At 70.4% G+C, this 22,486-nt stretch carries 26 protein-coding genes and 1 pseudogene; 11 read left to right on the top strand and 16 right to left on the bottom strand.

The window, feature by feature from the left end:
• Positions 1-2: 2 nt before the first annotated feature.
• On the bottom strand, positions 3-878 hold the full coding sequence (locus NVV32_RS02845; RefSeq protein WP_422391292.1) for an ATP-binding cassette domain-containing protein: 876 nt from the start codon (positions 876-878) through the stop codon (positions 3-5).
• Between the two features lie 66 nt (positions 879-944).
• Between NVV32_RS02845 and NVV32_RS02840 the strand changes: the two genes are divergently transcribed.
• The 3 genes from NVV32_RS02840 to NVV32_RS02830 are packed head-to-tail and all read left to right on the top strand — an operon-like array spanning position 945 to position 3,098.
• Positions 945-1,586, top strand: coding sequence for a TetR/AcrR family transcriptional regulator (locus NVV32_RS02840; RefSeq protein WP_055769659.1), 642 nt, complete (start codon positions 945-947; stop codon positions 1,584-1,586).
• Between the two features lie 4 nt (positions 1,587-1,590).
• Positions 1,591-2,025, top strand: a complete 435-nt coding sequence (locus NVV32_RS02835) for a YkvA family protein (RefSeq protein WP_422391291.1) — start codon at positions 1,591-1,593, stop codon at positions 2,023-2,025.
• A gap of 44 nt (positions 2,026-2,069) precedes the next feature.
• The gene (locus tag NVV32_RS02830) at positions 2,070-3,098 is read left to right on the top strand and encodes an isopenicillin N synthase family dioxygenase (RefSeq protein WP_055769655.1); all 1,029 of its coding nucleotides are present in this window, start codon (positions 2,070-2,072) and stop codon (positions 3,096-3,098) included.
• A gap of 109 nt (positions 3,099-3,207) precedes the next feature.
• Here the strand turns inward: NVV32_RS02830 and NVV32_RS02825 are convergent, their stop codons facing one another.
• From NVV32_RS02825 to NVV32_RS02815, 3 genes are read right to left on the bottom strand one after another with little or no spacing between them, the layout of a single operon-like run.
• Positions 3,208-4,074 (bottom strand): phytanoyl-CoA dioxygenase family protein, encoded by an 867-nt coding sequence (locus NVV32_RS02825; RefSeq protein ID WP_422391290.1) that lies wholly within the window; start codon positions 4,072-4,074, stop codon positions 3,208-3,210.
• Entirely contained in the window at positions 4,071-5,906 is a 1,836-nt protein-coding gene (locus tag NVV32_RS02820) for a glycoside hydrolase family 2 protein (protein WP_422391289.1), read from the bottom strand. Before NVV32_RS02820 ends, NVV32_RS02825 begins: the two co-directional genes overlap by 4 nt.
• A 42-nt stretch (positions 5,907-5,948) precedes the next feature.
• Positions 5,949-6,977 carry a LacI family DNA-binding transcriptional regulator gene (locus NVV32_RS02815; protein ID WP_422391288.1) on the bottom strand — a complete coding sequence of 343 codons (1,029 nt, stop codon included), beginning with the start codon at positions 6,975-6,977 and terminating at the stop codon, positions 5,949-5,951.
• Positions 6,978-7,147: 170 nt separating this feature from the next.
• Here NVV32_RS02815 and NVV32_RS02810 point away from each other — a divergent pair, with 170 nt between their 5' ends.
• The 5 genes from NVV32_RS02810 (at position 7,148) to NVV32_RS02790 (ending at position 11,682) form a co-directional block, all read left to right on the top strand.
• A complete protein-coding gene (locus NVV32_RS02810) occupies positions 7,148-8,461 on the top strand; it encodes an ABC transporter substrate-binding protein (RefSeq protein ID WP_422391287.1) in 1,314 nt (437 codons plus the stop codon).
• Between the two features lie 5 nt (positions 8,462-8,466).
• Positions 8,467-9,444: a carbohydrate ABC transporter permease gene (locus tag NVV32_RS02805; RefSeq protein ID WP_422391286.1), complete on the top strand. Its 978-nt coding sequence runs from the start codon at positions 8,467-8,469 to the stop codon at positions 9,442-9,444.
• On the top strand, positions 9,441-10,331 hold the full coding sequence (locus NVV32_RS02800; protein ID WP_082471376.1) for a carbohydrate ABC transporter permease: 891 nt from the start codon (positions 9,441-9,443) through the stop codon (positions 10,329-10,331). The genes NVV32_RS02805 and NVV32_RS02800 overlap by 4 nt, the downstream gene beginning before the upstream one ends.
• Positions 10,328-11,320: a glycoside hydrolase family 43 protein gene (locus NVV32_RS02795; protein ID WP_422391285.1), complete on the top strand. Its 993-nt coding sequence runs from the start codon at positions 10,328-10,330 to the stop codon at positions 11,318-11,320. The genes NVV32_RS02800 and NVV32_RS02795 overlap by 4 nt, the downstream gene beginning before the upstream one ends.
• 215 nt (positions 11,321-11,535) lie before the next feature.
• Positions 11,536-11,682 carry a hypothetical protein gene (locus tag NVV32_RS02790; protein WP_422391284.1) on the top strand — a complete coding sequence of 49 codons (147 nt, stop codon included), beginning with the start codon at positions 11,536-11,538 and terminating at the stop codon, positions 11,680-11,682.
• Between the two features lie 104 nt (positions 11,683-11,786).
• On the opposite strand, the gene NVV32_RS02785 is transcribed toward NVV32_RS02790, so the two are convergent.
• The 9 genes from NVV32_RS02785 to NVV32_RS02745 all read right to left on the bottom strand — a co-directional run bounded on the left by NVV32_RS02785 (position 11,787) and on the right by NVV32_RS02745 (position 15,757).
• A complete protein-coding gene (locus NVV32_RS02785; protein WP_422391283.1) occupies positions 11,787-12,056 on the bottom strand; it encodes a DUF3253 domain-containing protein in 270 nt (89 codons plus the stop codon).
• Positions 12,049-12,528: a 2-polyprenylphenol hydroxylase gene (locus NVV32_RS02780; RefSeq protein WP_422391282.1), complete on the bottom strand. Its 480-nt coding sequence runs from the start codon at positions 12,526-12,528 to the stop codon at positions 12,049-12,051. Before NVV32_RS02780 ends, NVV32_RS02785 begins: the two co-directional genes overlap by 8 nt.
• Before the next feature lie 7 nt (positions 12,529-12,535).
• Positions 12,536-12,994: a DUF3817 domain-containing protein gene (locus NVV32_RS02775; RefSeq protein WP_422391281.1), complete on the bottom strand. Its 459-nt coding sequence runs from the start codon at positions 12,992-12,994 to the stop codon at positions 12,536-12,538.
• Positions 12,995-13,111: 117 nt separating this feature from the next.
• Complete coding sequence (locus tag NVV32_RS02770) at positions 13,112-13,306, bottom strand: CsbD family protein (RefSeq protein WP_055769639.1); 195 nt, start codon at positions 13,304-13,306, stop codon at positions 13,112-13,114.
• A 61-nt stretch (positions 13,307-13,367) separates the two neighbouring features.
• Complete coding sequence (locus NVV32_RS02765; protein WP_055769638.1) at positions 13,368-13,973, bottom strand: hypothetical protein; 606 nt, start codon at positions 13,971-13,973, stop codon at positions 13,368-13,370.
• A 57-nt stretch (positions 13,974-14,030) separates the two neighbouring features.
• Positions 14,031-14,591 carry a DUF6286 domain-containing protein gene (locus tag NVV32_RS02760; RefSeq protein WP_422391280.1) on the bottom strand — a complete coding sequence of 187 codons (561 nt, stop codon included), beginning with the start codon at positions 14,589-14,591 and terminating at the stop codon, positions 14,031-14,033.
• A complete protein-coding gene (locus tag NVV32_RS02755) occupies positions 14,588-15,007 on the bottom strand; it encodes an Asp23/Gls24 family envelope stress response protein (protein ID WP_422391279.1) in 420 nt (139 codons plus the stop codon). Before NVV32_RS02755 ends, NVV32_RS02760 begins: the two co-directional genes overlap by 4 nt.
• Positions 15,008-15,012: 5 nt before the next feature.
• Positions 15,013-15,195 (bottom strand): DUF2273 domain-containing protein, encoded by a 183-nt coding sequence (locus tag NVV32_RS02750; RefSeq protein ID WP_055769632.1) that lies wholly within the window; start codon positions 15,193-15,195, stop codon positions 15,013-15,015.
• Between the two features lie 88 nt (positions 15,196-15,283).
• Positions 15,284-15,757 (bottom strand): Asp23/Gls24 family envelope stress response protein, encoded by a 474-nt coding sequence (locus tag NVV32_RS02745; protein WP_055769630.1) that lies wholly within the window; start codon positions 15,755-15,757, stop codon positions 15,284-15,286.
• A gap of 155 nt (positions 15,758-15,912) precedes the next feature.
• Between NVV32_RS02745 and NVV32_RS02740 the strand changes: the two genes are divergently transcribed.
• A complete protein-coding gene (locus NVV32_RS02740) occupies positions 15,913-19,542 on the top strand; it encodes a TM0106 family RecB-like putative nuclease (protein ID WP_422391989.1) in 3,630 nt (1,209 codons plus the stop codon).
• A 103-nt stretch (positions 19,543-19,645) separates the two neighbouring features.
• Here the strand turns inward: NVV32_RS02740 and NVV32_RS02735 are convergent, their stop codons facing one another.
• Both NVV32_RS02735 and NVV32_RS02730 read right to left on the bottom strand, forming a co-directional pair.
• Positions 19,646-19,849, bottom strand: coding sequence for a cold-shock protein (locus tag NVV32_RS02735; RefSeq protein WP_026533290.1), 204 nt, complete (start codon positions 19,847-19,849; stop codon positions 19,646-19,648).
• Between the two features lie 222 nt (positions 19,850-20,071).
• Complete coding sequence (locus NVV32_RS02730; RefSeq protein ID WP_055769620.1) at positions 20,072-21,061, bottom strand: LLM class flavin-dependent oxidoreductase; 990 nt, start codon at positions 21,059-21,061, stop codon at positions 20,072-20,074.
• 275 nt (positions 21,062-21,336) lie between these two features.
• Here NVV32_RS02730 and NVV32_RS02725 point away from each other — a divergent pair.
• Positions 21,337-21,653, top strand: a pseudogene (locus NVV32_RS02725) (SDR family oxidoreductase); the annotation flags it as partial.
• A gap of 57 nt (positions 21,654-21,710) precedes the next feature.
• Complete coding sequence (locus NVV32_RS02720) at positions 21,711-21,887, top strand: hypothetical protein (RefSeq protein ID WP_235498926.1); 177 nt, start codon at positions 21,711-21,713, stop codon at positions 21,885-21,887.
• Between the two features lie 45 nt (positions 21,888-21,932).
• Here NVV32_RS02720 and NVV32_RS02715 read toward each other — a convergent pair whose 3' ends face one another.
• A complete protein-coding gene (locus tag NVV32_RS02715) occupies positions 21,933-22,484 on the bottom strand; it encodes a helix-turn-helix domain-containing protein (protein ID WP_055769618.1) in 552 nt (183 codons plus the stop codon).
• Positions 22,485-22,486: the final 2 nt, after the last annotated feature.

Below are 22,486 nucleotides of genomic sequence, written 5' to 3'. Positions count from 1 at the left end.
CGTCACCTGGTTTCTGGGGTGGGTTCCGAGGGAGCGAGGGAGGCCGCTGGAGTGGGGGCGGGCGCTGCGGGAGTCGCCAGGACCTGCACGACGACGGGTCGAAGGGGCAGGGCGCTCACCCGATGCGTCGGGTCGAGGACGTCGTCGAGTTCACGCCGCTCCTGGCAGGTGGCGACGACGGTCAGGGCGCCCGAGCCGGCGCGGGCCGTGCGCTCGACGGTGAGCAGCGCTGCCCAGGCGGCCCGCCGCTCCCCGACGGTGCGGAGCTGGTCCACGTCGTCGACGACGAGCAGGTCGGGAGAGGGGATGAGCGCGAGGAGCAGGCTGAGGGTGAAACGCGCGATCGGCGCGGTGTCCCGGATCAGCTCGCCGCGATGGAGCCTGGCCTGGTGGAGGGACGCGGCAGCGGGATCATCGCCGAAGGCGTCCTCGAGCGCGCCGAGCAGGTCATTGGCCGCGGAGATCGTCCTGTCGACCTGCCGGGGTGAGGCGGCGGGCTTCCACCAGGGGCCGGCGAGCGTGAGTGCCTCGGCCACGTGGTGCCGCACGGTGAGGGTCTCGTCGAGCGGCGCCACCGTGGCGTTGGCTGCGATCCCGACCCGCTGCCGGACGGCACCGGCGCGGCGAGGGAGGGCGAGGCCGAGCACCGAGAGGCGGCCGCCGGAGGGCGCGAGCCGGCCGGCGAGTGCGAGCGCCAGGGCGGTCCTGCCCGTGCCGGACGGGCCGGCGAGGACCGCGAGGACACCGGCGGGAACGGTGAAGGAGATGCCCCCGAAGACGGTGCGCTTCCCTGCCTGCAGGGTGAGGCCGTCGACGACGACGGCCGGGGGCGCGTCCGCGGAGGGATCCGGCCGGTGCGCGAGCGGGAAGAGGGTCATGGCATCCTTCGACTTTCAATACTTTGGGTATTCAGTACCAATGGTATCGTCTTGGCAGGAGGGCAGATGACCACGCAGAAGGACATGCCGGACACCACGGCCGGACGACCACGCCGCCGGCCGCGCCGGGAGGACGTGCGTGCGGGACTGCTCGCGGCCGCGTTGGAGGTTTTCGAGGAGATCGGCTACGTCGCAGCCCGGCTCGACACCATCGCCGAGCGCGCCGGCTACACGAAGGGCGCCGTCTACTCGAACTTCGGGTCCAAGCAGGAGCTGTTCGCGACCCTCCTGGGCGAACGCCTCGCCGACACCGCCGCGGACGTCCTCAGCCAGCTCGACCACCTGACCTCGCTCGACGAGACGATCGCGCGGACAGCCCGTCATCTCGCCCGCGGCGTCCTGCGCGAACAGCGGTGGCATGCGCTCGTCGTCGAGTTCGCACTCCAGGCGGGTCGCGATCCCGACGTGGGCGCCGTGTTCAGGGAGCACCGGCGCAACCGCCGCTCACTGCTCGCCACGACCCTCGCGGAGCGGGCCGCACCGTTCGGCGCGCCGTCCGACCCGGAGCACTACACCGTCTTCGCGACGATCCTGCTGGCCACCATCAACGGCATGGCCGTGGAGTGCGCAGCCGATCCGGAGGCTGTCACGGAGGAGCAGATCACGGGCAGTATCTCCGCCGTCCTCCGCGCCGCCCTGGCGGCCTGAACCCGTGGACCGGCACGCCGTCCTGTCGGTCGTCGTCGCCCTGGTGCTGGCCTACGCCCTCTTCCTCGCCTGCCTCGCGGTCTACGCACGGCGACACCCGGACGTGCTCTCGCTGACCGACGCACTGCGCCTCGCCCCGGACATCCTCCGGCTCGTCCGGCGGCTCGCCGCGGACCGTGCACTGCCTCGGCGGAGCCGCCTGCTGCTCCTGGGGCTGCTCGCCTACCTCCTGCTGCCGATCGACCTCGTTCCGGACGTCCTGCCCGTCGTCGGGTACGCGGACGACCTCGTCCTGATCGCCGTCGTGCTCCGCGCGGTGGTGCGCTCCGCGGGCCCGGACGCACTGCGGCGCCACTGGCCGGGGTCCGACGGCGGCCTCCGCCTGGTGCGCGCGTTGGCCGGTCTCAGGGACCCGGGTGAGGATCGCAATACGGCGTAACGGAAACGCGGGCGCGTCTTTCGCCGAGGCGTAATCTCCTGCAGATGCAGCACACACCGGGGCAGATCCCCACACTCGACCTCAGCAGCGCACGCTCCACCGATGGCTCCTTCACCCCCGGCTTCATCGAGGAACTGCGCAACGCCGCCCACACCGTCGGCTTCTTCCACATCGTCAACTACGGCGCGGCGCCCGGGCAGGTCGACGACCTCTTCGACATCACCCGCCGCTTCTTCGCCCTGCCGCTCGAGGAACGCCTGACGATCCTCAACCGCACCTCACCGCACTTCCGCGGCTACGCCGGACTCGGCACCGAGATCACGCGCGGCCGACCGGACGCCCGGGAGCAGATCGACTTCTCCCCTGAACGCGAGCCCGTCACCGACCACCCCGCGGACGAGCCCTACTGGCTCCTGCAGGGCCCGAACCTGTGGCCGCGCGAGGCACTGCCGGAGCTCGAGGTCCGGGCCATGGAGTGGGCCGCCCTCATGTCCCGGGTCGGCGCTGAACTGCTCTCGGCCATCGCCGTCGCCCTCCACCTGCCGGAGGACTACTTCGCGGGGCCGTTCGAGGGCTCACCCGCGTGGATGGCGAAGCTCGTGCACTACGTGGGCGGCGTGGTCGAGGGCGCCGGTTCGCAGGGCGTCGGCTCCCACGCCGACTACGGCTTCGTGACGCTTCTGCTGCAGGACGCCGTCGGGGGCCTCGAGGTCCTCCCGCACGGGACCGGGCAGTGGGTCCCCGTCACGCCGATCCCGGGCGCCCTCGTGGTGAACCTCGGAGAGATGCTCGAGGTCGCCACCGAGGGCTACCTCGCAGCGACCGTCCACCGCGTCACCGCGCCCGCCCCCGGCGTCGACCGCTACGCCATCCCGTTCTTCTGGTCGCCCCGCCTGGATGCCGTGATCGAGCCGGTACCGCTGACGGCGGAACTGCGTGCCGCCGCCCGCGGCATCTCGGACGACCCCGAGAACCCCATGCTGTCCTCGTACGGCTCGAACGTCCTGAAGGGACGCGTCCGCGCGCACCCGGACGTCACCGAGCTCCACCATCCGGAGCTCGCCCGCCGGTAGGCCGGGCGTCGTCCGGAGGGAGGATCGACCCGCCACGGCACGGGGCACGGGAACGACGACGGCGGCACCCACGGGGGTGCCGCCGTCGTCGTCGTACTCCGGGAGGCTGTCAGGCCTCGCCCATCATGAGGCCCTCGATGGAGTGCTTCTGCGTGATCGGCGTCAGCTCGTCGACGACCGGGCACACCACGTGGCGCCGCACACGCTCCGGCAGTGCGTCGAAGAACGGCTTCGTCACGGCCATGGAGTGGTGTTCCGCGTTCCCGCCTCCCGGCGCGTCGACGCCGAGCACCAGGACCGGCCGGGACTTCTGCGACTCGTTCTTCGTGCCGCGGTGGATGGTCAGCGCGGAGCGCGCCGAGATGTCACCCATGCGCGGATACTTCCGCTCGGCGAGGGCCTCGTACCGCGGGTAGGCGGACTTCGGCGGGAACATCTCGTGGTCGAAGCCCTCCGGCAGGTCCCACTGCGTCCCCGGCGCAACCTCGAAGGGCCCCATGTCCTCCTCGGTGTCCACCGCGGTGAGGTTGAAGGCGAGCGAGGTGAGCCGCCCGTGCTCCCTGGTCTCCGCCGGCATGGGGAAGTCGCGGTGCCACGGCTGATTGACCGCCCCGGGCCCGGGGACGTCGAACCCGAGCTCCACGATCTCGTAGTCCGGGCCGAGCACTGCTTCGCTGACCATGCGGACCCACGGGTGGTCCACGAGATCCACCCAGCCGCGCAGCTGTTCCGGGTGGATCTCCACGTAGTGTCGCTTCGGGCCACGGCCCACGGCGCCGTCCGGCCGCGCGAGTGCCTCGGCGAGGGCGGCATCGGTGTCCTCGCGCATCCCCGCGGCCCACTCGCGCGTGAAGGCGCCCTGCTGCGCGATCACCCCGCGGGTGTAGAGCCCCTGCGCGGCGGCGGTCGCCTCCGGGGACGCGCCCTCCGGTACCGGGATCTCCCGGGGCGGCGTCCCTGCTGCGATGTCACTCATGCGCGTTCCCTCCAGGTCGGTCCCATGACGATCTTCCGGATCTCGGCCACCGGCAGCTTCGGCTTCCGGTTCTCGTCCGTCAGTCCGTTGGCTTCCTGCAGCGTGTCGGTCAACTGGGTGTAGCAGAAGCCCGAGAGGACCGGGCTGTCGTAGAGCGCGGAGAAGAGCGCCTGCAGGCGCCGGGCGAAGTCCTCGTCGGAGTCCGCCGTGGAGTAGCCCCACGTCTCGATGGGGCTGTTCGGCGCGTAGAGGATCCCGCCGAACTCGGACACCATCACGGGCTCCGTCCGGGGCAGGTCCGGCAGCACGCTCAGCCGGCGGCCCGCCGGTCCCACTCCCCGGGCCACGGCGTCGAACGCGGCAGCATCCCGGTAGCTCGCATGGAGGTCCTCGTAGGTGGTGGCGTAGTCGTGGACCGTGAAGAGGTCGGACTCCACGTGCTCCCAGCCGTCGTTGGAGATGACGGGTCGGGAGCCGTCGAGGGCCTTGGTGAGGTGGTACATGGCCTGGGCGAAGTGGCGCTGCTCGGCGCTGTGGGCGATCTGCTGCACCCCCCAGCTCTCGTTGAGCGGCACCCACGTGACGATGCAGGGGTGCGACCTGTCACGCTGGACCACGCTGACCCACTCGCGGGAGACCCGCTCCATGGCGGTGGGCGAGAACTCGAAGGTGCTGCCCATCTCGCCCCAGACGAGCAGGCCCAGCCGGTCCGCCCAGTACAGGAAGCGCGGGTCCTCGACCTTCTCGTGGAGGCGCGCCGCGTTGAAGCCGAGGTCCTTGATCAGCTGGACCTCCTCACGGAGGGCGTGCGCGTCGGGCGCCGCGAGGAGCGACTCCGGCCAGTAGCCCTGCTCCAGGACGGAGCGGACGTAGTAGGGGCGGTCGTTGAGCAGGAAGTGGCGCCCGGCGGTACCGACGCTGCGCAGGCCGAAGTAGGACCAGATCTCGTCGACGACGGACCCGTCGCCGTCGAGCAGGGCCACCGTCGCGTCGATGAGGCGGGGATCCTCCGGCGACCACAGCAGCGACTCGTAGGCCTGGCCGTTGGCCTGGTGCGGGATGACGCAGTCGAGGACGACACGGGGCTGCGCGGCCGATGCCGTGTAGCTGCCGAGCGGATGACCCGCATAGCTGAGGTCCACGCGCACGGTCCGGGCGGTGTGCCGCTGCGGCGAGAGTTCGAGCTCGAGGCGGACCGATCCCTTCGGGACGTCCGGCTCCCAGACGGCGCCCTCGATGAAGGCGGCCGGCACGGATTCGAGCCAGACCGGCTGCCAGATGCCCGTGGTGCGGTGGTACCAGATGACGTGGGGGTCCTCCAGCCAGTCCTGCTTGCCGCGGGGCTGGGCGACGTCGTGCGGATCATCCTCGGCGCGCACCACCAGGGACAGCTCGGCGGCGGCGGCCGCATGATCGGTGATGTCGAAGCTGAAAGGGCTCTGGCCGCCCTCGTGGGTCCCGACGAGGGCGCCGTTGATCCAGACCGTGGCCCGGTAGTCGACGGCACCGAAGTGCAGCAGCAGACGGTCGTCCGCTGCGGACCTCCCGCTCTCGACCAAGTCCGCCCGGGTGAGGGTCCGCCGGTACCAGACCACGGGATGGAAGGTCGTGTCGTTGACGCCGGAGCGGACGGACTCCGGCGGATACGGGACGGTGATGGTCAGGGGGAACGGCGTCGCCCCGGCGAACCAGTCGTCGGCGACGCCGGCATCCTCGTCGTCGTACCTGAAGTCCCACTCCCCCCCGAGATCCGCCCACCGGCGGCGGACGAGTTGAGGCCGGGGGTAGGTCCCGTCCTGGAGGCTGGCCGTCGACACATCTGGATTCCGCATGCCGATATCCTGCCGCAGATTTTCAGCGCTGTAAAGACAACCTCACGATGACAGGACGGCTGCCGCGACCGGGGCGCTCTCCCGCACGATCAGCGAGTGGGACACGATGCGGTGGCGGCCGATGCCCTGGTACCCGTCGATCCGCTCGCCCAGGAGCTGCAGGGCGGTTGCGGCCAGCTCACGCTTGTCCGGGGCGATCGACGTCAGGGTCGGCGTGGCCCAGCGTCCCAGCTCGGTGTCGTCCCAGCCGACGACGGCGACATCCTCCGGCACGCGCACGCCGGCGGTCCGGAGGGCGTAGAGCGCACCCGTGGCGAAGCGGTCGTCACGGCAGACCAGGCCGTCGAAGCCGAGTCCCGCCGCCAGTGCATCCCGGACCGCGCGGGCGCTCTCCTCGGGCGTGAAGTCGGTGACCGACAGGATCAACCGGGGATCGAGCGGCATGCGCGCGTCGACCAGGCCCTGCTGGTAGCCGAGGAGCCGCTGGTCCGTGGATCCGGTGACGTCGCCCTCGACCACGCCGAGGAAGGCGATCCGCCGCCTGCCCTGCGCCAGCAGGTGCGCCACGCCCTCCTGGGCCGCGACGACGTTGTCGATCATCACGTGGTCCGCGGTGACGGGCATGGTGGACTCACCGAGCAGCACCACCGGGACGTCCCGCTTGAGCCTCGCGACCTCCATCGAGTTCATGCTGACGGGGTGGAAGATGACGCCGTCCACCACCCCGGCCTCGCGGTCGTTCAGCACCGCGCGCTCCGCGGCAGGGTTGCTCAGGGTCTGCTCGACCAGCACCCGGTAGCCGCGTGCGCTCGCCTCCTCCGCGATGTACCGGGAGAGCTCCGAGAAGTAGGGGTGGTCGATCTCGGGGATGGCCAGGGCGATCATGCCGGTCTTCCCCGTCGCCAGGCGCCGCGCGGTGAGATTGGGCTTGTACCCGAGCTCGTCGATGGCCTGCTGGACCTTCCGCCGCATCTCGGGCGTCACGTGGGGGTAGTCGTGGACGACGTTCGACACCGTCTTCATCGATACGCCGGCGACCGCTGCCACATCGGCGAGTCGGACTTTTCTCATCTGCTGCTCCTCGGGCTCACCCCAAGTCTAGGACGGGTGGCAATCTGCCCCGTCGCCTCCGGAACAGGACCGGAAAGGGACTCTGGACAGTTTTTTTACAGCGCTGTAAGCTCGGTCACACGCCGCGCCACTCACTACGCGGCGTGCACGTTTTCAACGAGGAGGACACCATGATCCATACGAAGCGATCCCTGCGCGGGCGCCTGAGGGCTGCAACGGCCATCGGCGCCGTCGCGCTGCTCGGACTGACCGCATGCGGCGGCTCCGGTGGCGAAGAGGCCGCCAGCGAGTTCACCGGCGAATACACCGGACCCGCGGTGGAACTCTCCTTCTGGAACGGGTTCACGGGCGGCGACGGACCGTTCATGGAACAGATGATCGAGGACTTCAACGCCGAGCACGAGAACATCAAGGTCAGCTCGAACACCATGCAGTGGGCGGACTTCTACCAGCGCCTCCCGGCGGCCGTGACGGCCGGCGAGGGACCGGACGTCGGCGTCATGCACCTCGACCAGCTCTCCACGATGGCCGCGCGCAACGTGATCGTCCCGGTCGACGACCTCGCGGAGACGCTGGAACTGAGCGGCGACGACTTCACCAAGGAGGTCTGGGACGCAGGCGTCTACCAGGACGAGCGCTTCGGCATCCCCCTGGATGTCCACTCCCTGGCCATGTACTACAACACGGAGCACTTCGAGAAGGCCGGGATCACCGAGGCCCCCACCGACGCCGCGTCCTTCGAGGACGCGCTCACCAAGCTCCAGGCCGCCGGCTACGAGAACCCGTTCTGGATGCCGACCCTGTGGCCGAGCCACCTGATGAACCTCTCGCTCCAGTGGCAGTACGGCAACGAACCGTATGACGCCGAGGCATCCAAGGCCAACTTCGCCTCGCCGGAAGGCCTCGAGGCCATCGACTGGCAGCGGAGCATCGTCGAGGACGGCTACAGCCCCTCGTCCGTGGCGATCGACTCGCAGTACGTCGCGTTCAAGAACGGCGAGACGTCGATCACCTGGGACGGCATCTGGCAGGTCAACGACCTCGACGCGTCCGGCCTGCCGTACGCGGCGGCTCCCATCCCCACCATCGGGGACGAGCAGGCCGTCTGGGCCAACTCGCACAACTTCTTCCTCCCCCGCCAGGCGCAGCCGGACCCGGACAAGCAGAACGCCGCCAAGGTGTTCATCGCGTGGCTGAGCGAGAACTCGGCCGAATGGGCCGGTTCGGGCATGATCCCCGCCCGTGAGTCCGTCCGTGCCGCCGGCGCCCTCGAGGGCCTTCCCCAGGCCCCCATCGCCGAGCAGATCGACTCCATGCGGTTCCTCCCGGCCGTCCCCGGCATCGGGGCCGTGCAGACGGAGACCCTCGAGGTCGCCGTCAGCAAGGCCGTCCTCGGCGAGGAGTCGCCGGAGGACGCCATGACCGAGGCAGCGGACAACGCCTCGAAGCTCATGGAAGAGAACAAAGCGTCGTTCGGGGAGTAAGCACCATGACCACGCTGAGGGAACGAGAAGGGGGTGCCCCCGCACGCAAGGGGGCACCCCGCCCGTCGGGGACGGCGTCGCCGTCCCGTGAGATCCGCAAGCAGGCGGCAGCCACGCCCTGGCTCTTCCTGGCCCCGTACCTGGTCCTGTTCATCGCCTTCGTGCTCGTCCCGATCGTCTTCGGCGCCTGGATCAGCCTGCACACCTGGGACTACACGCGCCCGCTCAAGCCCTTCGTCGGCCTCGAGAACTATGCCGAGCTCTTCCGGTCCGGCAGCGGGCAGTTCACCAACTTCTGGGGATCGATGCGCGCCACCGGCATCTTCACCCTGTTCAGCGTGCCGCTCCTGCTCACCATCCCGCTCGCCGTGGCACTGCTCATGGCGAAGAAGTTCCCGGGCCGCAACTTCTTCCGCGCCATCTACTTCGCGCCCTACGTCCTGGGCGTCGCCGTCGTCGCCGTGATGTGGCGCTACCTGCTCGACAACAACATCGGCCTCGTCAACTACTACCTCGGCCTGATCGGCCTGCCGGACGACATCGCCTGGACCACCTCCACCCCGGCCGCCTGGGTGGCCCTCGTCGGGGTGACCGTGTGGTGGACCCTCGGCTTCAATGCCGTCATCTACCTGGCCGGCCTGCAGGACATCCCCTCGGAGCTCTACGAGGCCGCCCGCATGGACGGGGCCAGTCCGTGGCAGCAGTTCGTCAATGTGACGCTGCCAGGACTCCGGCCGGTGCTGTCCTTCGTGACCCTCACCACGCTGATCGCGTCGGTGAACATGTTCGGGCAGTCCTACCTGATCACCCAGGGCGGCCCGGGCAGGGAGACCCGCACCGCGATCTACCAGATCGCGGACACGGGCCTCCGTAACTTCCAGATGGGCAGCGCAGCCGCCATGAGCTACGTCCTGACCCTCTTCCTCATCTGCCTGAGCCTCGTGGTCTTCTGGCTGTTCCGCGAACGGAAGGACGCCCGATGAGCTCGAGTGTCGAGACACGCACCCCACGGGGCGCCGGCCCTGCGGAGAAGCCGCAGCGCAGGCTCCAGCCCCGGACCGTCCTGAAAATCGTCCTCCTCGCGCTGGTGGCGCTGATCTTCGTCAGCCCGCTCATCTTCATGATCGTGACGTCGTTCAAGACGCGGAGCGAGGCGACAGCGATCCCGCCGTCGTGGATCCCGAATCCCTTCTCGCTCGACGCGTACAAGGAGATCCTCGCGCCAGGGACCAACACGCCGGTCCTGCGGTGGTTCGCGAACAGCATGCTGGCCGCGATCATCCACTCCGCGCTCGTCGTGGTCACCGCGTCGCTGGCCGCGTACCCGCTGGCACGGATGAACTTCCGTGGGAAGAAGATCGTCTTCGCGGTCATCGTCGCCACCCTGCTGGTCCCCCCGGTGATCCTGGTCATCCCGAACTACCTGCTCGTCAGCGAACTCGGCTGGCTGAACTCGCTGATCGCGATCATCGTGCCCACGGCGGCCTCGGCGTTCGGTGTGTTCTTCATGCGGCAGTTCTTCATCTCGCTGCCGGACGACCTGGAGGAGGCGGCGCGGATCGACGGCGCCAACCGCTTCCAGATGTTCACCCGGATCATCCTGCCGCTCGCCAAGCCCGCCATGGCGACGCTCGCACTGCTGGCCTTCCTGGGCAACTGGAACGACTTCCTGTGGCCCGTCTACGTGCTCTTCACACCCGAGGTGCAGACGCTGCCCCCCGGCCTGTCGACGCTGCAGTCGGCGAACGCGGTCCGGTACGACCTCCTCATGGCCGGTGCCGTGATCGCCAGCCTTCCCGTCCTCGCGCTCTTCGTGTTCCTCCAGCGCTTCATCATCGAGGGCGTCTCACGGTCCGGGGTCAAGGGGTGATCCCTCCGCTCCTGCGCCGGGTCCTCGGCCTGCTGGCGGTCGGTGCGCTCGCCGCAGCGACCGCCGGCTGCTCGCCGTCGGACACTCCCGACGACGCCGCCCCGGCCGAGGAGGCGAACCCCACCCGGGTTCTCGACGAGGAGTTCGCGGACCCGGACATCCTCGAGGTGGACGGCGTCTATTACGCCTACGCCTCCGCCGGCAACCGGAAGAACGTCCAGGTCGCGACGTCGACCGATCTCCTCGAGTGGGAGATGCTCGACGACGACGCCCTGCCGGAGCTGCCGTCCTGGACCATCCCGGGCAAGACCTGGGCGCCCGAGGTGACCGAGGTGGCGGACGGGCAGTTCGTCCTGTACTTCACCACGACGAACTTCGAGCCCGCCCTCCAGTGCATCGGCGCGGCGACGTCCACCGATCCGGCGGGACCCTTCACGGTGGCCGGTGACCGGATGCTGGTGTGCCCGGAGGACGAGGGCGGCGCGATCGACGCCAGCACGTTCGCCACGGACACCGGCCTGAATCTCGTCTGGAAGAACGACGGCAACTGCTGCGACAAGGACACCTGGATCCAGGCGGCACCGCTCTCGGCCGACGGCCTGGCGCTGGCAGGACCGACCACGAAGCTCGTCAAGCAGACCCTGGACTGGGAGGGCCTGCTGGTCGAGGCGCCGACCGTGGTCCCGCGCGACGACGGCTTCGCCCTCCTGTACTCCAGCAACTTCTACGGGGACAGCTCGTACAACGTGGGGTATGCAACCGCCCCGGCACTGGAAGGCCCGTGGGAGAAGTCCCCCGAGCCCATCCTCTCCTCCGACTCGTTCGGCGGGGACCGCTACATCGGGCCGGGCGGGCAGGACCTCGCGACGGCACCCGACGGCACCACCTACCTGCTCTTCCACAGCTGGGACGCCGCGGTGACCTACCGGTCGATGCACGCCGAACCCGTCGAGTGGCAGGGCTCCGACCTGCAGTTCACGCAGGAGTGACACGGGCGATCCGGGTGGTGTCACGGCATGCACCGGGTCCGCCGGCCGCTGTGCCACGCGGCCGGCCCGCGTCAGGATGAGGACCGGGGGCGCACCCCGGGTTGCACGGCCGAGACCGATTCGGTGGGGACGGCGCCGGCTGCGACGGACCTCCCCCTGGGCGCCACCTCCCCCGCGCTCTGCGGAACCCTGGCCAGGACCCAGATGGGGGCGCCATGCTGTCCGGCGGCGCGGATACCGGCGTGGCCGGGGAGGCCTCGTCGAACACCACCGGCATGATCGCCCTGGGCGGCGGACTGGTCCTCGTGGCCGCGGCGGGCGGAACCTACGCCGTCCGCCGGAGCACGGCGAAGGCCTCGTAGCCGCATTTCGGCAGTGTGGCGGGAAGCCGCCGTCGGCGCCTACCGGTGCCGACGGCGGCTTCCGTACGTCCCGGCCGTCCCGCCGAGCGCCCGCCCGGGAAGGGTCACGCCGATCCGGGCGGGCCGACCCAGCGGATCCGGATGGGACCGCGGGCATCGCGGTCCACGCCCTCGCCGTGCTGCGTGACCTCCACCCGCCCCTCCGCGGCCAGGTCGAAGGCCAGCCGGCGGGCGGCCGGCATGAGGTCCCGCCACGTCCCGCCGCCGATACTCCGCGCCGCGTCCGACGGGCACAGCGTCTTCTCCGGCCCGCGCTGCTCCGCGATGCGGAGGATCTCCGCCCGGAGCTCGCTCTCGGACGGGTGATCAGGCATGCCCGGGATGTTGCGGGGCCGAACCGCCGTCGCGCTTCCCGGTCCGGCCCTGTGCGCGGCCCGGCTGCTTCGGAGGCTCGGCCCGCTCCGGGTGCTCACTGTGGTTCGACTGCTGGGCCCGATCCGCGCGATCCACCCGGTCGGCCGGCTCGGGCCGTTTCGGGTGCAGGGCATCGAGTTCCTCGAGGGCGGCGGTCCAGCGGGCCTCGCGCTCGGCCGCGGTCTGGTCCCACCAGGCGGTCCCGCGTTCGCCGAGTCCCTCCTTCGCGAGCTGCACGGTCCGCCGCGCGCGCGGCAGTGCTGCGCCGTCGTCACCCTTGGCACTGGTGCGGACGCCCGAGCGGCCGCGGCCGAGGTGGGACATCAGCCGGGCCCGCACATCCGCGGGAAGGCTGGGATCGGTCTTCCGCCAGCGCCGCCCGCTGTGGAGGAAGAAGCGTTCGTCGTCGGTGGTGTCCGCGAGATCCAGCATGCCGGCCTCAGCTCGACGAACCGGGCGGGCCGACGAGCAGCAGGACGGTGAAGACGACCGAGATCCCGACGATCGCGACGAGCAGGGCCACGAGCGGGCTCCGCAGCACCCAGGCCTGCACCTGCTCCGCGGGATTCCGGGGTGCCTCGGCACCCGGGGCCAGGCGCCACCCACCGCCCAGCCGGCCGCGGCGTTCGATCCACCGCTCGAAGGGGACGGTCGCGAAGGGGACGATCGCGGAAGCGAGGCCGAGCAGGCCCGTCATCACCGACCAGCGCTGGTTGATCCAGATGAAGACCGTGGTCACCACGAAGCAGAGGAACACGAAGCCGTGGACGGCACCCGCGGGTGGCACGAGGGCCTCCGTGGTGCGCGTGACGTACTTGAGGAACATGCCCAGCAGGAGGAAGGCCCAGGTCACCGCCTCGGCCACGGCGACGGTACGGAAGAGCGTGCGGGGATTCATGGTCTGCTCCTGGTTCAGGTGGGTACCGCCAATTCTTCCATCCCGCCCCGTCCGTGCCCGACGCCGGACACGGAGAAGCCCCGGAGCCGTCCACTCCGGGGCTTCAGCCGAACAGGATCAGGACTTGAAGGCGTCCTTGACGTTCGTCGCGGCGTCCTTCACGTTCTCGCCGGCCTGCTTGGTCGTCGCCGACGCCTGGTCCGCCTGGCCCTCGGCCTTCAGATCGTGGTTGTCGGTGGCGTCGCCCACGGCCTCCTTGGCCTTGCCCGACAGTTCCTCGGCCTTGTTCTTCGCCTTGTCGATGAAGCTCATGTGCGTGTCCTTCCGCTGGGTTGCTGGTGTTCTCCGATCCCGGGAAATCCCGGGACGGGCGTTACTGCGTAACGTTCCTGGTCCTCGACGTCGAGGTGCTGACGTCGACGATGATGGCGACGGTCCGGGGCATCGCCTCGAGCGATCCGGCGAGGCGTTCGACCGCGCCACCGCGGATGGAGCGTACCGTGTCGCCGATGGACGCACGGTGGTCCACCGTGGTGCGGATGGTGACGTCCGGCGCGGTGGAACTCCCCCGCAGCACGCTCCGCGACTTCTCCACGCCCGGCAGGCGCTCGATGTCCGCGTTGAGTGCTCCCTCGAGGACGGCCGGGTTGATCGTGACGAGCCCGTTGTCCTCGGCTCCGTGGAGCCGGTAGGTCCGGGTCCGACGACGCCTGGGGACCTGCGCCGCGAGCCAGGCCAGCCCCAGGAGGGCCAGCAGGACGCCGACGCCGGCGGCGCCACCGAGGACGGCGGGTGCCGCGGCGGTCGCCGCAGGGTCGACGGCGAGCAGTGGTGTCCCGTTCTCGGGAGCGGCCGCGCCGGGGATCACGGTGTCGAGGAGTCCTGCGGTGGCCACGACGAGTGCGGCGGCACCGAGCAGGAGCAGCACACCGATGATGGCGAGCCAGGATCGGTTGAGAGCGGCGGGTGACTGCCTCATGGCCGTGTCCTTTCCGAAGCGGTGGGTTGGGTGCGCAGATGAAGGTCGGTCGTCGGGTCAGTCATCGTGCTCCGTCCGGATGCTCGTTCGGACCCGTGGAGCGGATTCCAGACCCAGGTCGTCCACTGAAGACTGGACGGCGTTCCTGACCGTTTGCTGAAGATCACCTGTGGACAGGAGATAGGTCGTGACGGACAGCTTCAGCCGGGCGCCCCGGAGACTGCCCTTGGCCGACGAGACGCCATCGATCTGCTCCGCCCGTGCGACGGCGAAACGCTCCACCGCCGATCGGCTGAGTACCGTCGTCGTCCCCTCGGGTCCACCCCATGTGGATCCGGCCGTCAGGAGCGTGCGTCGCCCGGGTACCAGGGCCGCGAACAGCAGCACCAGCCCGAGGACCGCCAACACCGCGACGGTTGCGTAGAGGGCGGGCGAGCCCCAGGCGAGACCGGAACCCGCCGCGAGCGAGCCCTCGGCGAGGGTGGTGTCACCGGTCAGTCCCGCGATACCGGCCCACGCGAGCGCGGCCCCGCCGAGGACCAGGACCAGCGCCGTGACGGTGGCCGGGACGGTACGGCTGGGGCGGCGCCTCAGCGTCCGGGTGGGTGTGCTGCTCATTCGAGGCTCCTTCCCCTACCGGCCGTGCCGGTCTCGAGGGAGACGATGGTGACGTCGATACGGCCCACGTGGACCGCCGTCGTGCGCTCAAGGACCTCCGTGACGTGACTGCGCAGCTGCTCGGTACCCGCACGCAGCGGCGTGGGGTAGAGCATCGCGACGGTCAGCGAGACGAAGGCCGTGGTCCCGTCGAGGTCGACCTCGGCCTGCGGGCGGGCGTCGAGGTCGCCGGAGGCGCCGAGGCCGAGCAGTCCTCCGCTCCGTCCGCCGATGAACGGCAGTTCGGAGGCGGCCTGTCCGGCGATCTTCCGCAGGACCTTCTCCTTGGTGACGAGGGTTCCCCTCGTGGCGGGGTCGCCGTGCATGATTCCGGCAGGGTCGAGGACACCGGGCGCAGGGCCCGCGAGCGTACTCATGGCGCTCAGCCCTTCGAGCTGCGGCGGCTCAGCAGGTCCTGGACGTCGAGCCTGCCCTCGAGGTAACGGCCGATGAGCAGGCCCACCGCCGCGAAGAAGACGACGGCGATGAACTGGAGGAAACCGCCGAAGACGGCGACGATCCCCAGCAGGAGACCTGCGAATAATCCGATGGTGCTGCGCGACATGATGCTGTCCTGTCTGGTGGGCTGAGGGGGGTGTCGGTCCGTGCACCGTGCGGCGGGTACTCCCGCCGCACGGTCGGAGCCGCAGGTGCTACTCGAGTTCGGTGCCGCTCTTGGACGAGTCGTCCTCGTCGTCGTCACCCGGCAGGTGCACGTCGGTGACGTTCACGTTGACCTCGAGGACCTCGAGCCCCGTGGCGCGCTCCACCGAGTTGACGACGTTGCGACGGATGTTCTCGCTGACCTCGACGATCGAGCTGCCGTACTCCACGACGATGCTCACGTCGATCGCGGCCTGGCGCTCGCCCTTCTCGACGCTCACTCCGCCGCTGACGTTCGTCTGCGAGCCGGGGATGCGCTCGGTGATCTGGTTGAAGGCGCGGCGGGCTGCATTGCCCATCGCGAAGACGCCGGGCACCTCGCGGGTGGCGACACCGGCGAGCTTCTGCACGACGGTCTCGGCGATGGTGGTGCTGCCCTTGTCGGTCTGCAGGGGGCCCTTGCGGACGGGCGCTGCGGACTCGGAGCCGGTGGTGGACTTCTGGGCGGTAGCGGTCTCGACCATGATGCGTATCCTTTACTGTCGTTGCGTTCAGCTGCGTCGTACACAGGTAAGTCGTCCCATCTACCGCAATCCGCACGCACCAGTTCCGAGACCTGCGTCACAGAAGGTCGGAGGTGCGTGATCCACTGGCCGCTCCCGACGAAAGGACCCGGCGCATGTTCCTGCTCGACGCCGACGGCAGCTCCGACCGGCGGGACCTGGTGTTCTCGGCGACGGACCTCGTCACCGCCTCGGAGTGCGGCTACCGCCTGCTGCGCGTCCTCGACGAGAAGCTGGGGCGCGCCCCGCGGGCCTCCTGCGCCCCGGACGGGATGCTGCAGCGGGCCGCCGTCCTCGGCGACGTCCACGAGCACAGGATCCTCGACGAGCTCGTGGCCGACCACGGCATCTGGTCGCCGGGTAATCCGCGGGGCGTGTACGACGTCGAACCTGCGGACTCGATGGATCGCGCCACCCTCACGGCCAAGCACGAGGAGTCCCTGACCGCCCTCGGCTCAGGGGCGTCGGTGGTGTTCCAGGCGGCGTTCTTCGACGGCACGTTCCACGGCCGCTCCGATTTCCTGGTGCGCCAGGCGGACGGAGCGTACGCGGTCTGGGACACGAAGCTCGCCCGGCACGCGAAGGTGGGAGCGCTGCTGCAGCTCGCCGCCTACGGGGACCAGCTGCAGGCAGCCGGCATCCCGACGTCGCCGGAGGTGACACTCGTGCTCGGTGACCGGTCGAGGAGCACCCACAGCCTCACGGACCTGCTGCCCGTCTTCCGGGAGCGCCGGGCGCGCTTCCTCGACCTCGTCGAGGCGCACCGCAGCGGGTCAGCGCCGGTGGCATGGGGCGAAGGCGGGCACTCGGCCTGCGGTCGGTGCGACTACTGCGCCGAGCAGGTGGTCGCCGCGCGGGACCTGCTGCTCGTCGCCTCGATGACCGGCGACCGCCGGGCGCGGCTCCGGGGTGAGGGCATCACCACGATCGACCAGCTGGCGGCGATGCCCGCGAGACCGGACGACGCGTCCCTCACCCGGCTGCGGGACCAGGCACGGCTGCAGACCGGTGTGGGAGCCGTGGACGGCAGCGTCTCCTCCAGGGACGCTGAGGGGACGGAGCACTCCGTCTCCTACCGGATCCTGCCGGAGCACACCCTCGCCGCCCTCCCCGCGCCCAGCCCCGGGGACATCTTCTTCGACGTCGAGGGCGATCCCCTGTGGCAGGACCCGGCGGACGGGCGGTGGGGCCTCGAGTACCTGTTCGGCGTCGTCGAGCAGCCCGCCGCCGGGCCGGGCGCCTCCGCCGAACCACCCTTCCGGCCCTTCTGGGCCCACTCCCGGGCCGAGGAACGTACCGCCCTGATGCAGTTCCTCGACTACGTGGACGAGCGGCGCCGGCAGTATCCCGACCTGCACATCTACCACTACGCCGCTTATGAGAAGAGCGCCCTGCGCCGGCTCTCGCTCCAGCACATCATCGGTGAGGACGCCGTGGACACGCTGCTGCGCGAGGGGGTCCTGGTGGATCTCTACGAGACCGTGCGGCACAGCCTCCGGATCTCCGAGCGGTCCTACAGCATCAAGAAGCTCGAACCCCTGTACATGGGGTCCACCCTCCGCGCGGGGGACGTGACGGACGCGGGCGCCTCCGTGGTCGCCTACGCCGCCTACTGCACCGCGCGCGACGCCGGTGACGCCGAGGAGGCTGCGGCGATCCTCGAGGACATCAGCGACTACAACCGCTACGACTGCCTCTCCACGCTGAAGCTGCGGGACTGGCTCCTCGGGCTCGCACCCGAGTCCGAGGAGGCGTCGCGGTCCGCGTCCGGTGCTGGTCCGGATTCACCCGGGATGGACCCCGCCGGCGGCAGCAGCACCGATGCTGCTGCCGATGCCGTTCCCCAGGCTCCACCCGAGGCCGAGGAGACGCAGCTCCAGGACTATCTCGCGGGCCTGACTCCGGCCGCTGCCATGGAGCCCGGTCCGCGTGCGGTGGCCCTGGTCGCCGCCGCCGTCGGCTATCACCGGCGTGAGCGGAAGCAGTTCTGGTGGGCCCACTTCGACCGCCTCGGAGCACCGACCTCGGAGTGGGAGCAGTCCAGGGAGGTGATGCCCTTCCGCACCGTCGACGTGATCAGCGACTGGGAGAAGCCCACGGCCCGGTCCAACCCCGTGCGCACCCTGTCGGTCACCGCACGGCTCGAGGCGGGCGCGGACTTCCGGGCCGGGGGCTCGTACTTCACCCTCTACGACGCCCCAGTCCCCGAGGACGCCGACAGCACGGACAGCACTGGTCCCGGCCGTGGCGGGTGGTTCGGGGTCGAGGTGGTGGAGCTCGCCGAGGACGGAACCGGCCTGACCACGGCTACCGTCCGGGAGAAACTGAGGCGCGGTGCACCGGAGCGCAGTGAGCTGCCGGTGGCACTGGCACCGGACCAGCCGATCATGACGGGGTCCATCCAGGCAGCTCTGCTCGACCTGGCCGCCCACGTGGGCCGCGCCCTGCCCGACATCCCCGCCGGACCCGCCCTGGACCTCCTGCGTCGCGTGCCACCCCGGCTCCTCGACGGCGGCCCTCTGCCCGCCGTCCGTCCCAGGGACGGTGGGTACGCCGAGGCGATCACGGCTGCCCTGCTGCGCCTGTCGGAGTCCTACCTCGCCGTCCAGGGGCCGCCCGGGACGGGCAAGACGCATGTCGGTGCGGACGTGATCTCCCGGCTGGTGGCGGACGGCTGGAAGATCGGCGTCGTCGCGCAGTCCCATGCGGTCGTCGAGAACCTGCTCTGCCGCGCCGTCGACGCCGGCGTCCCGCCCGGGCGTGTGGCGAAGAAGCCGAAGGACATGGATGCCGACCTCCCGTGGGGGCAGCGCTCGGACACGGACGTGGCACGCCTGGTGTCCGGTGACGGCGGGTGCCTCATCGGGGGGACGGCCTGGACGATGACCGGGAAGAATGTGCCGCCCGGATCGCTCGATCTCCTCGTCATCGACGAGGCCGGGCAGTTCTCGCTGGCGAACACGATGGCGGTCGCGCAGGCAGCCCGGCGGCTGCTGCTCCTCGGGGATCCGCAACAGCTTCCGCAGGTCACCCAGGGAACCCACCCCGAGCCGGTCGACGAATCGGCGCTCGGCTGGCTCTCCGACGGACACGCCACCCTGCCCGCCGATCTCGGCTACTTCCTCGCGGACACCTGGCGGATGCACCCGGCTCTGTGCCGTGCGGTCTCCACCTTCGCCTACGAGGGCCGGCTCTCCACGGCGCCGGCGGCGGGGTCGCGGCTGCTCGGCGGAGTGGCGCCGGGAGTCGGGTGTGTACTGGTCGAGCACACGGATCATGCGACGTCCTCCCCCGAGGAGGCGGCGGAGGTCGTCCGTCAGGTCGAGCTGCACCTCGGCCTGCCGTGGGTCGCTGACGCCGGGGCACCGGCCCGGCCGGTGGGCCAGGCAGACCTCCTGGTGGTCGCCGCCTACAACGCACAGGTGCAGCTCGTCCACGGGGCGCTGGCCGCTGCCGGGTACCCGCGGGTGAGGGTGGGGACGGTGGATCGGTTCCAGGGTCAGCAGGCCGTGGTGGTGATCGTCAGCATGGCCGCGTCGTCCGCCGCCGAGGCACCGCGGGGCATCGGTTTCCTGCTGAACCGGAACAGGATCAACGTGGCGGTCTCGCGCGGACAGTGGCGAGCCGTGATCGTGCGCTCACCCCGGCTGACCCACCACATGCCCTCGACCCCCGCCGCCCTGGAGGAGCTCGGTGCGTTCATCGGCCTGTGCGACGGAGCGGCCGGACCCGCGGATCGACGGTAGGTCGCCACGACCGGCGGTCGACGGAGAGGGCGTTAACGAAGAAGCAGGCCGGACCGGGGTCCGACCTGCTTCTCGCGAAAAGATCTAGTGGAAGATCCGAGCCTTAGAGGGGCTGGATGTTCGACGCCTGGGGACCCTTGGGGCCCTGCTCGGTGTCGAAGCTGACCTTCTGGTTCTCATCAAGCGAGCGGTAGCCGCTTGCGTTGATGGCGGAGAAGTGTGCGAACACATCTGCGCTTCCGTCGTCGGGAGCAATGAATCCAAAGCCCTTTTCAGCGTTGAACCACTTCACGGTACCTGTTGCCATTTTTGTTTTATCCTTCTGAAATTCAGACGCGCTCCGACTTTCGGAACGCCCCAGTCGCGGCGTGCTTGTCCGCTTTTTCAGAGACGCGGCTTGTCCCGCGAGGGCTAAACCGCGCGAAATACAAATGCGCAACACTACAACCGAGACCCACTTAACCAAACCTTGTAGGGTTCTGGCAAGCAGGGAGCTGAAGGTTTCTGTTTTCGGGACCTTCTGGTAGGCCTAGACCGCCACCGGATGCATGGCTCCGGCGAGCAGTTCGAAGGACCGCAACCACGTCTCGGTGGTGCCCGCCTGCGTGGCGACGATGAGTTCGTCGGCCTCCACCCGCGCGGAGAACTGCTCCAGGTAGTCCCGGACCACCCCGGGTGTCCCGACGGCGCTGTAGCGGGCCATCTCGCTCATCTGCTGTCCACCCGGGGACGCGAGGATCGCCTCCGACTCCTCGCGCGTGAAGGTCTGGCCGCGGCCGAGCAGGAGCGTGACCCGACGCAGCATCGCCTCGTGGAACTCATGGTGGGCATCCCCCTGGTTGTCCGCGGCGATGACGTTGACCCCCGCGATGAAGTGGGGCTTCTCCGCCTGCGCGGAGGGCTTGAACTCCCTGCGGTAGATCGCGGCAGCATCCAGCAGCGCCTGCGGGGCGAAGTGCGATGCGAAAGCGAACGGCAAGCCGAGGGCGGCCGCGAGCCGCGCCCCGAAGAGCGAGGACCCGAGGATGTACAGCGGCACGTCGGTCCCACGGCCGGGTGTCGCCTGCACTCCGGGAACGCGCGTGTCACCCGTGAGGTAGCCCTGCAGCTCCAGGACGTCCTGGGGAAAGCTGTCCGCGGACAGGGGGTCCCGGCGGAGGGCCCGCGCCGTGTTCTGGTCGCTCCCGGGTGCACGCCCGAGCCCCAGGTCGATCCGCCCCGGGTGGAGGCTCTCGAGGGTCCCGAACTGCTCCGCGATGGTCAGCGGCGAGTGGTTGGGCAGCATGACGCCGCCCGACCCGAGCCGGATGGTCGAGGTGTGCGCCGCCACGTGGGCGATCAGGACGCTCGTCGCCGAGGAGGCGATGCTCCCCATGTTGTGGTGCTCGGCGTACCAGACGCGGCGATAGCCCCACGCCTCGGCGTGCTGCGCGAGGAGGACGCTCGACGCGAACGTCTCCGCCGGCGTCGAGCCTTCGGCGACCTGGGCGAGGTCCAGGATGGACAGGGGAATGGTCATGGAGTGCCTCTCGATGCGTGCCGCCCAGGACGATGGGAGCCATGGGCCTGTGAAGGGAACGGTTGCCCGGGCACATCTATTTCCACGATGCAGCGCACGCGGGGCGCGTGGGGGCCTGGAGGAGCGTGCCGTCCGTGCCGCCGACCGCACTCTCGTCCGCGCCGTGTGCAGGAGGTCGACCTCACGAGCGTCCACTCCCGCTGCAACGACACTGCTGCAACGACGCTGCTGCAACGACGCCATCCCCCCTCCAGGCTCAGGGGAAGGACTCGGTCTCCTACTCCGCATCGACGGGCGGCGTGCTGTCCGTGAGCCGGGAACCGGGCGTCGGATTCGCCCGGCAGGGCATCCGCGTCGACGCGCTGTGCCCCGGGCCGGCCAACACCCCGCTGCTGAGGGAGCTGTTCGCGGGTGACGCCGAGAAGGCGTAGCGCCGGCTCGTGCACGTGCCGCTGGGCCGGTTCGCCGAGCCCGACTGGCCCGACGAGCGGCCGCGGCGAGGGCGCTCCTCGCCGCGGAGGATGCATCCTTCGTCACGGCAGGCCGGTTCAGGGTGGACGGCGGGATCACGGGAGCGCACGTCACACCGCTCCAGCCGCACCGCCGGCCATCTCGGCGCCAGGGGCGGGCCGTCTGCTTGACTGGAACCATGCCGACAAGCGACCAGCCGACCACAGACCAGCCGATGGACGAGACCGCACTGCGCGCGCGCCAGGACCTCCTGGTCCGCGAGCTGGCCGTCGAACAGAATACCGCCCGCCTGCAGGCCCTCAGCGACGAGCTCGAGGTCATCCAGCGGCGCCTGGAGCAGGCGCGCATCGCCTGACCCGGCGTCCGGAGCAGGCGCACCGCCTAGCCACCGGCGCTGCTCCTATCCCGTCCTGCCGGGCGTCTCGATCACCAGGACGCCCTCCGCGCCGTGCGGGGACGTGTAGGTGTGCGCCACGTCCCCGGCCCACGAGATCGACACTCCTGGCCCGATCTCCCGCTCCGAGCCCTTCTCCCCCGCCGACGCGGAGCCGCGGACGAGGCGGAGGTGCTCCACCGTGCCGCTGCGGTGCGGTGGGCTGATCCTCGTCCGTCCGGACGAGAGGGTGAGCCAGAAGACCTCCGTGGTGCCGCCGTCGTCGTGCGTGCGGACCGAGAGCAGGCGTGCGTCGACGACGCCGTCCGAGACGCTGTGCCCGGCTTCCTCCCCCACGAGGCCGGTCAGGGGGACCCCGAGCGGTCCGGCCAGCGCGTAGAGCGTCTCCAGGGTCGGGTTGCGCGTCCCGGCCTCGAGTTCCGAGAGCGTGCCCTTGCCGATCCCCGCCCGGGCCGCGAGCGCCGTCAGGGAGAGGCCCCGCTCCTGGCGGAGGGCGGTGATGCGGCGGGCCACGGCCGCTCTGGGCGACACATCCGCGCGGGGGTTGTCCTCGGGCATGC

This window comes from Arthrobacter sp. N1, assembly GCF_048288285.1.
Classification (GTDB): domain Bacteria; phylum Actinomycetota; class Actinomycetes; order Actinomycetales; family Micrococcaceae; genus Arthrobacter_D.
This window is presented reverse-complemented; position numbering and strand designations above follow the sequence as displayed.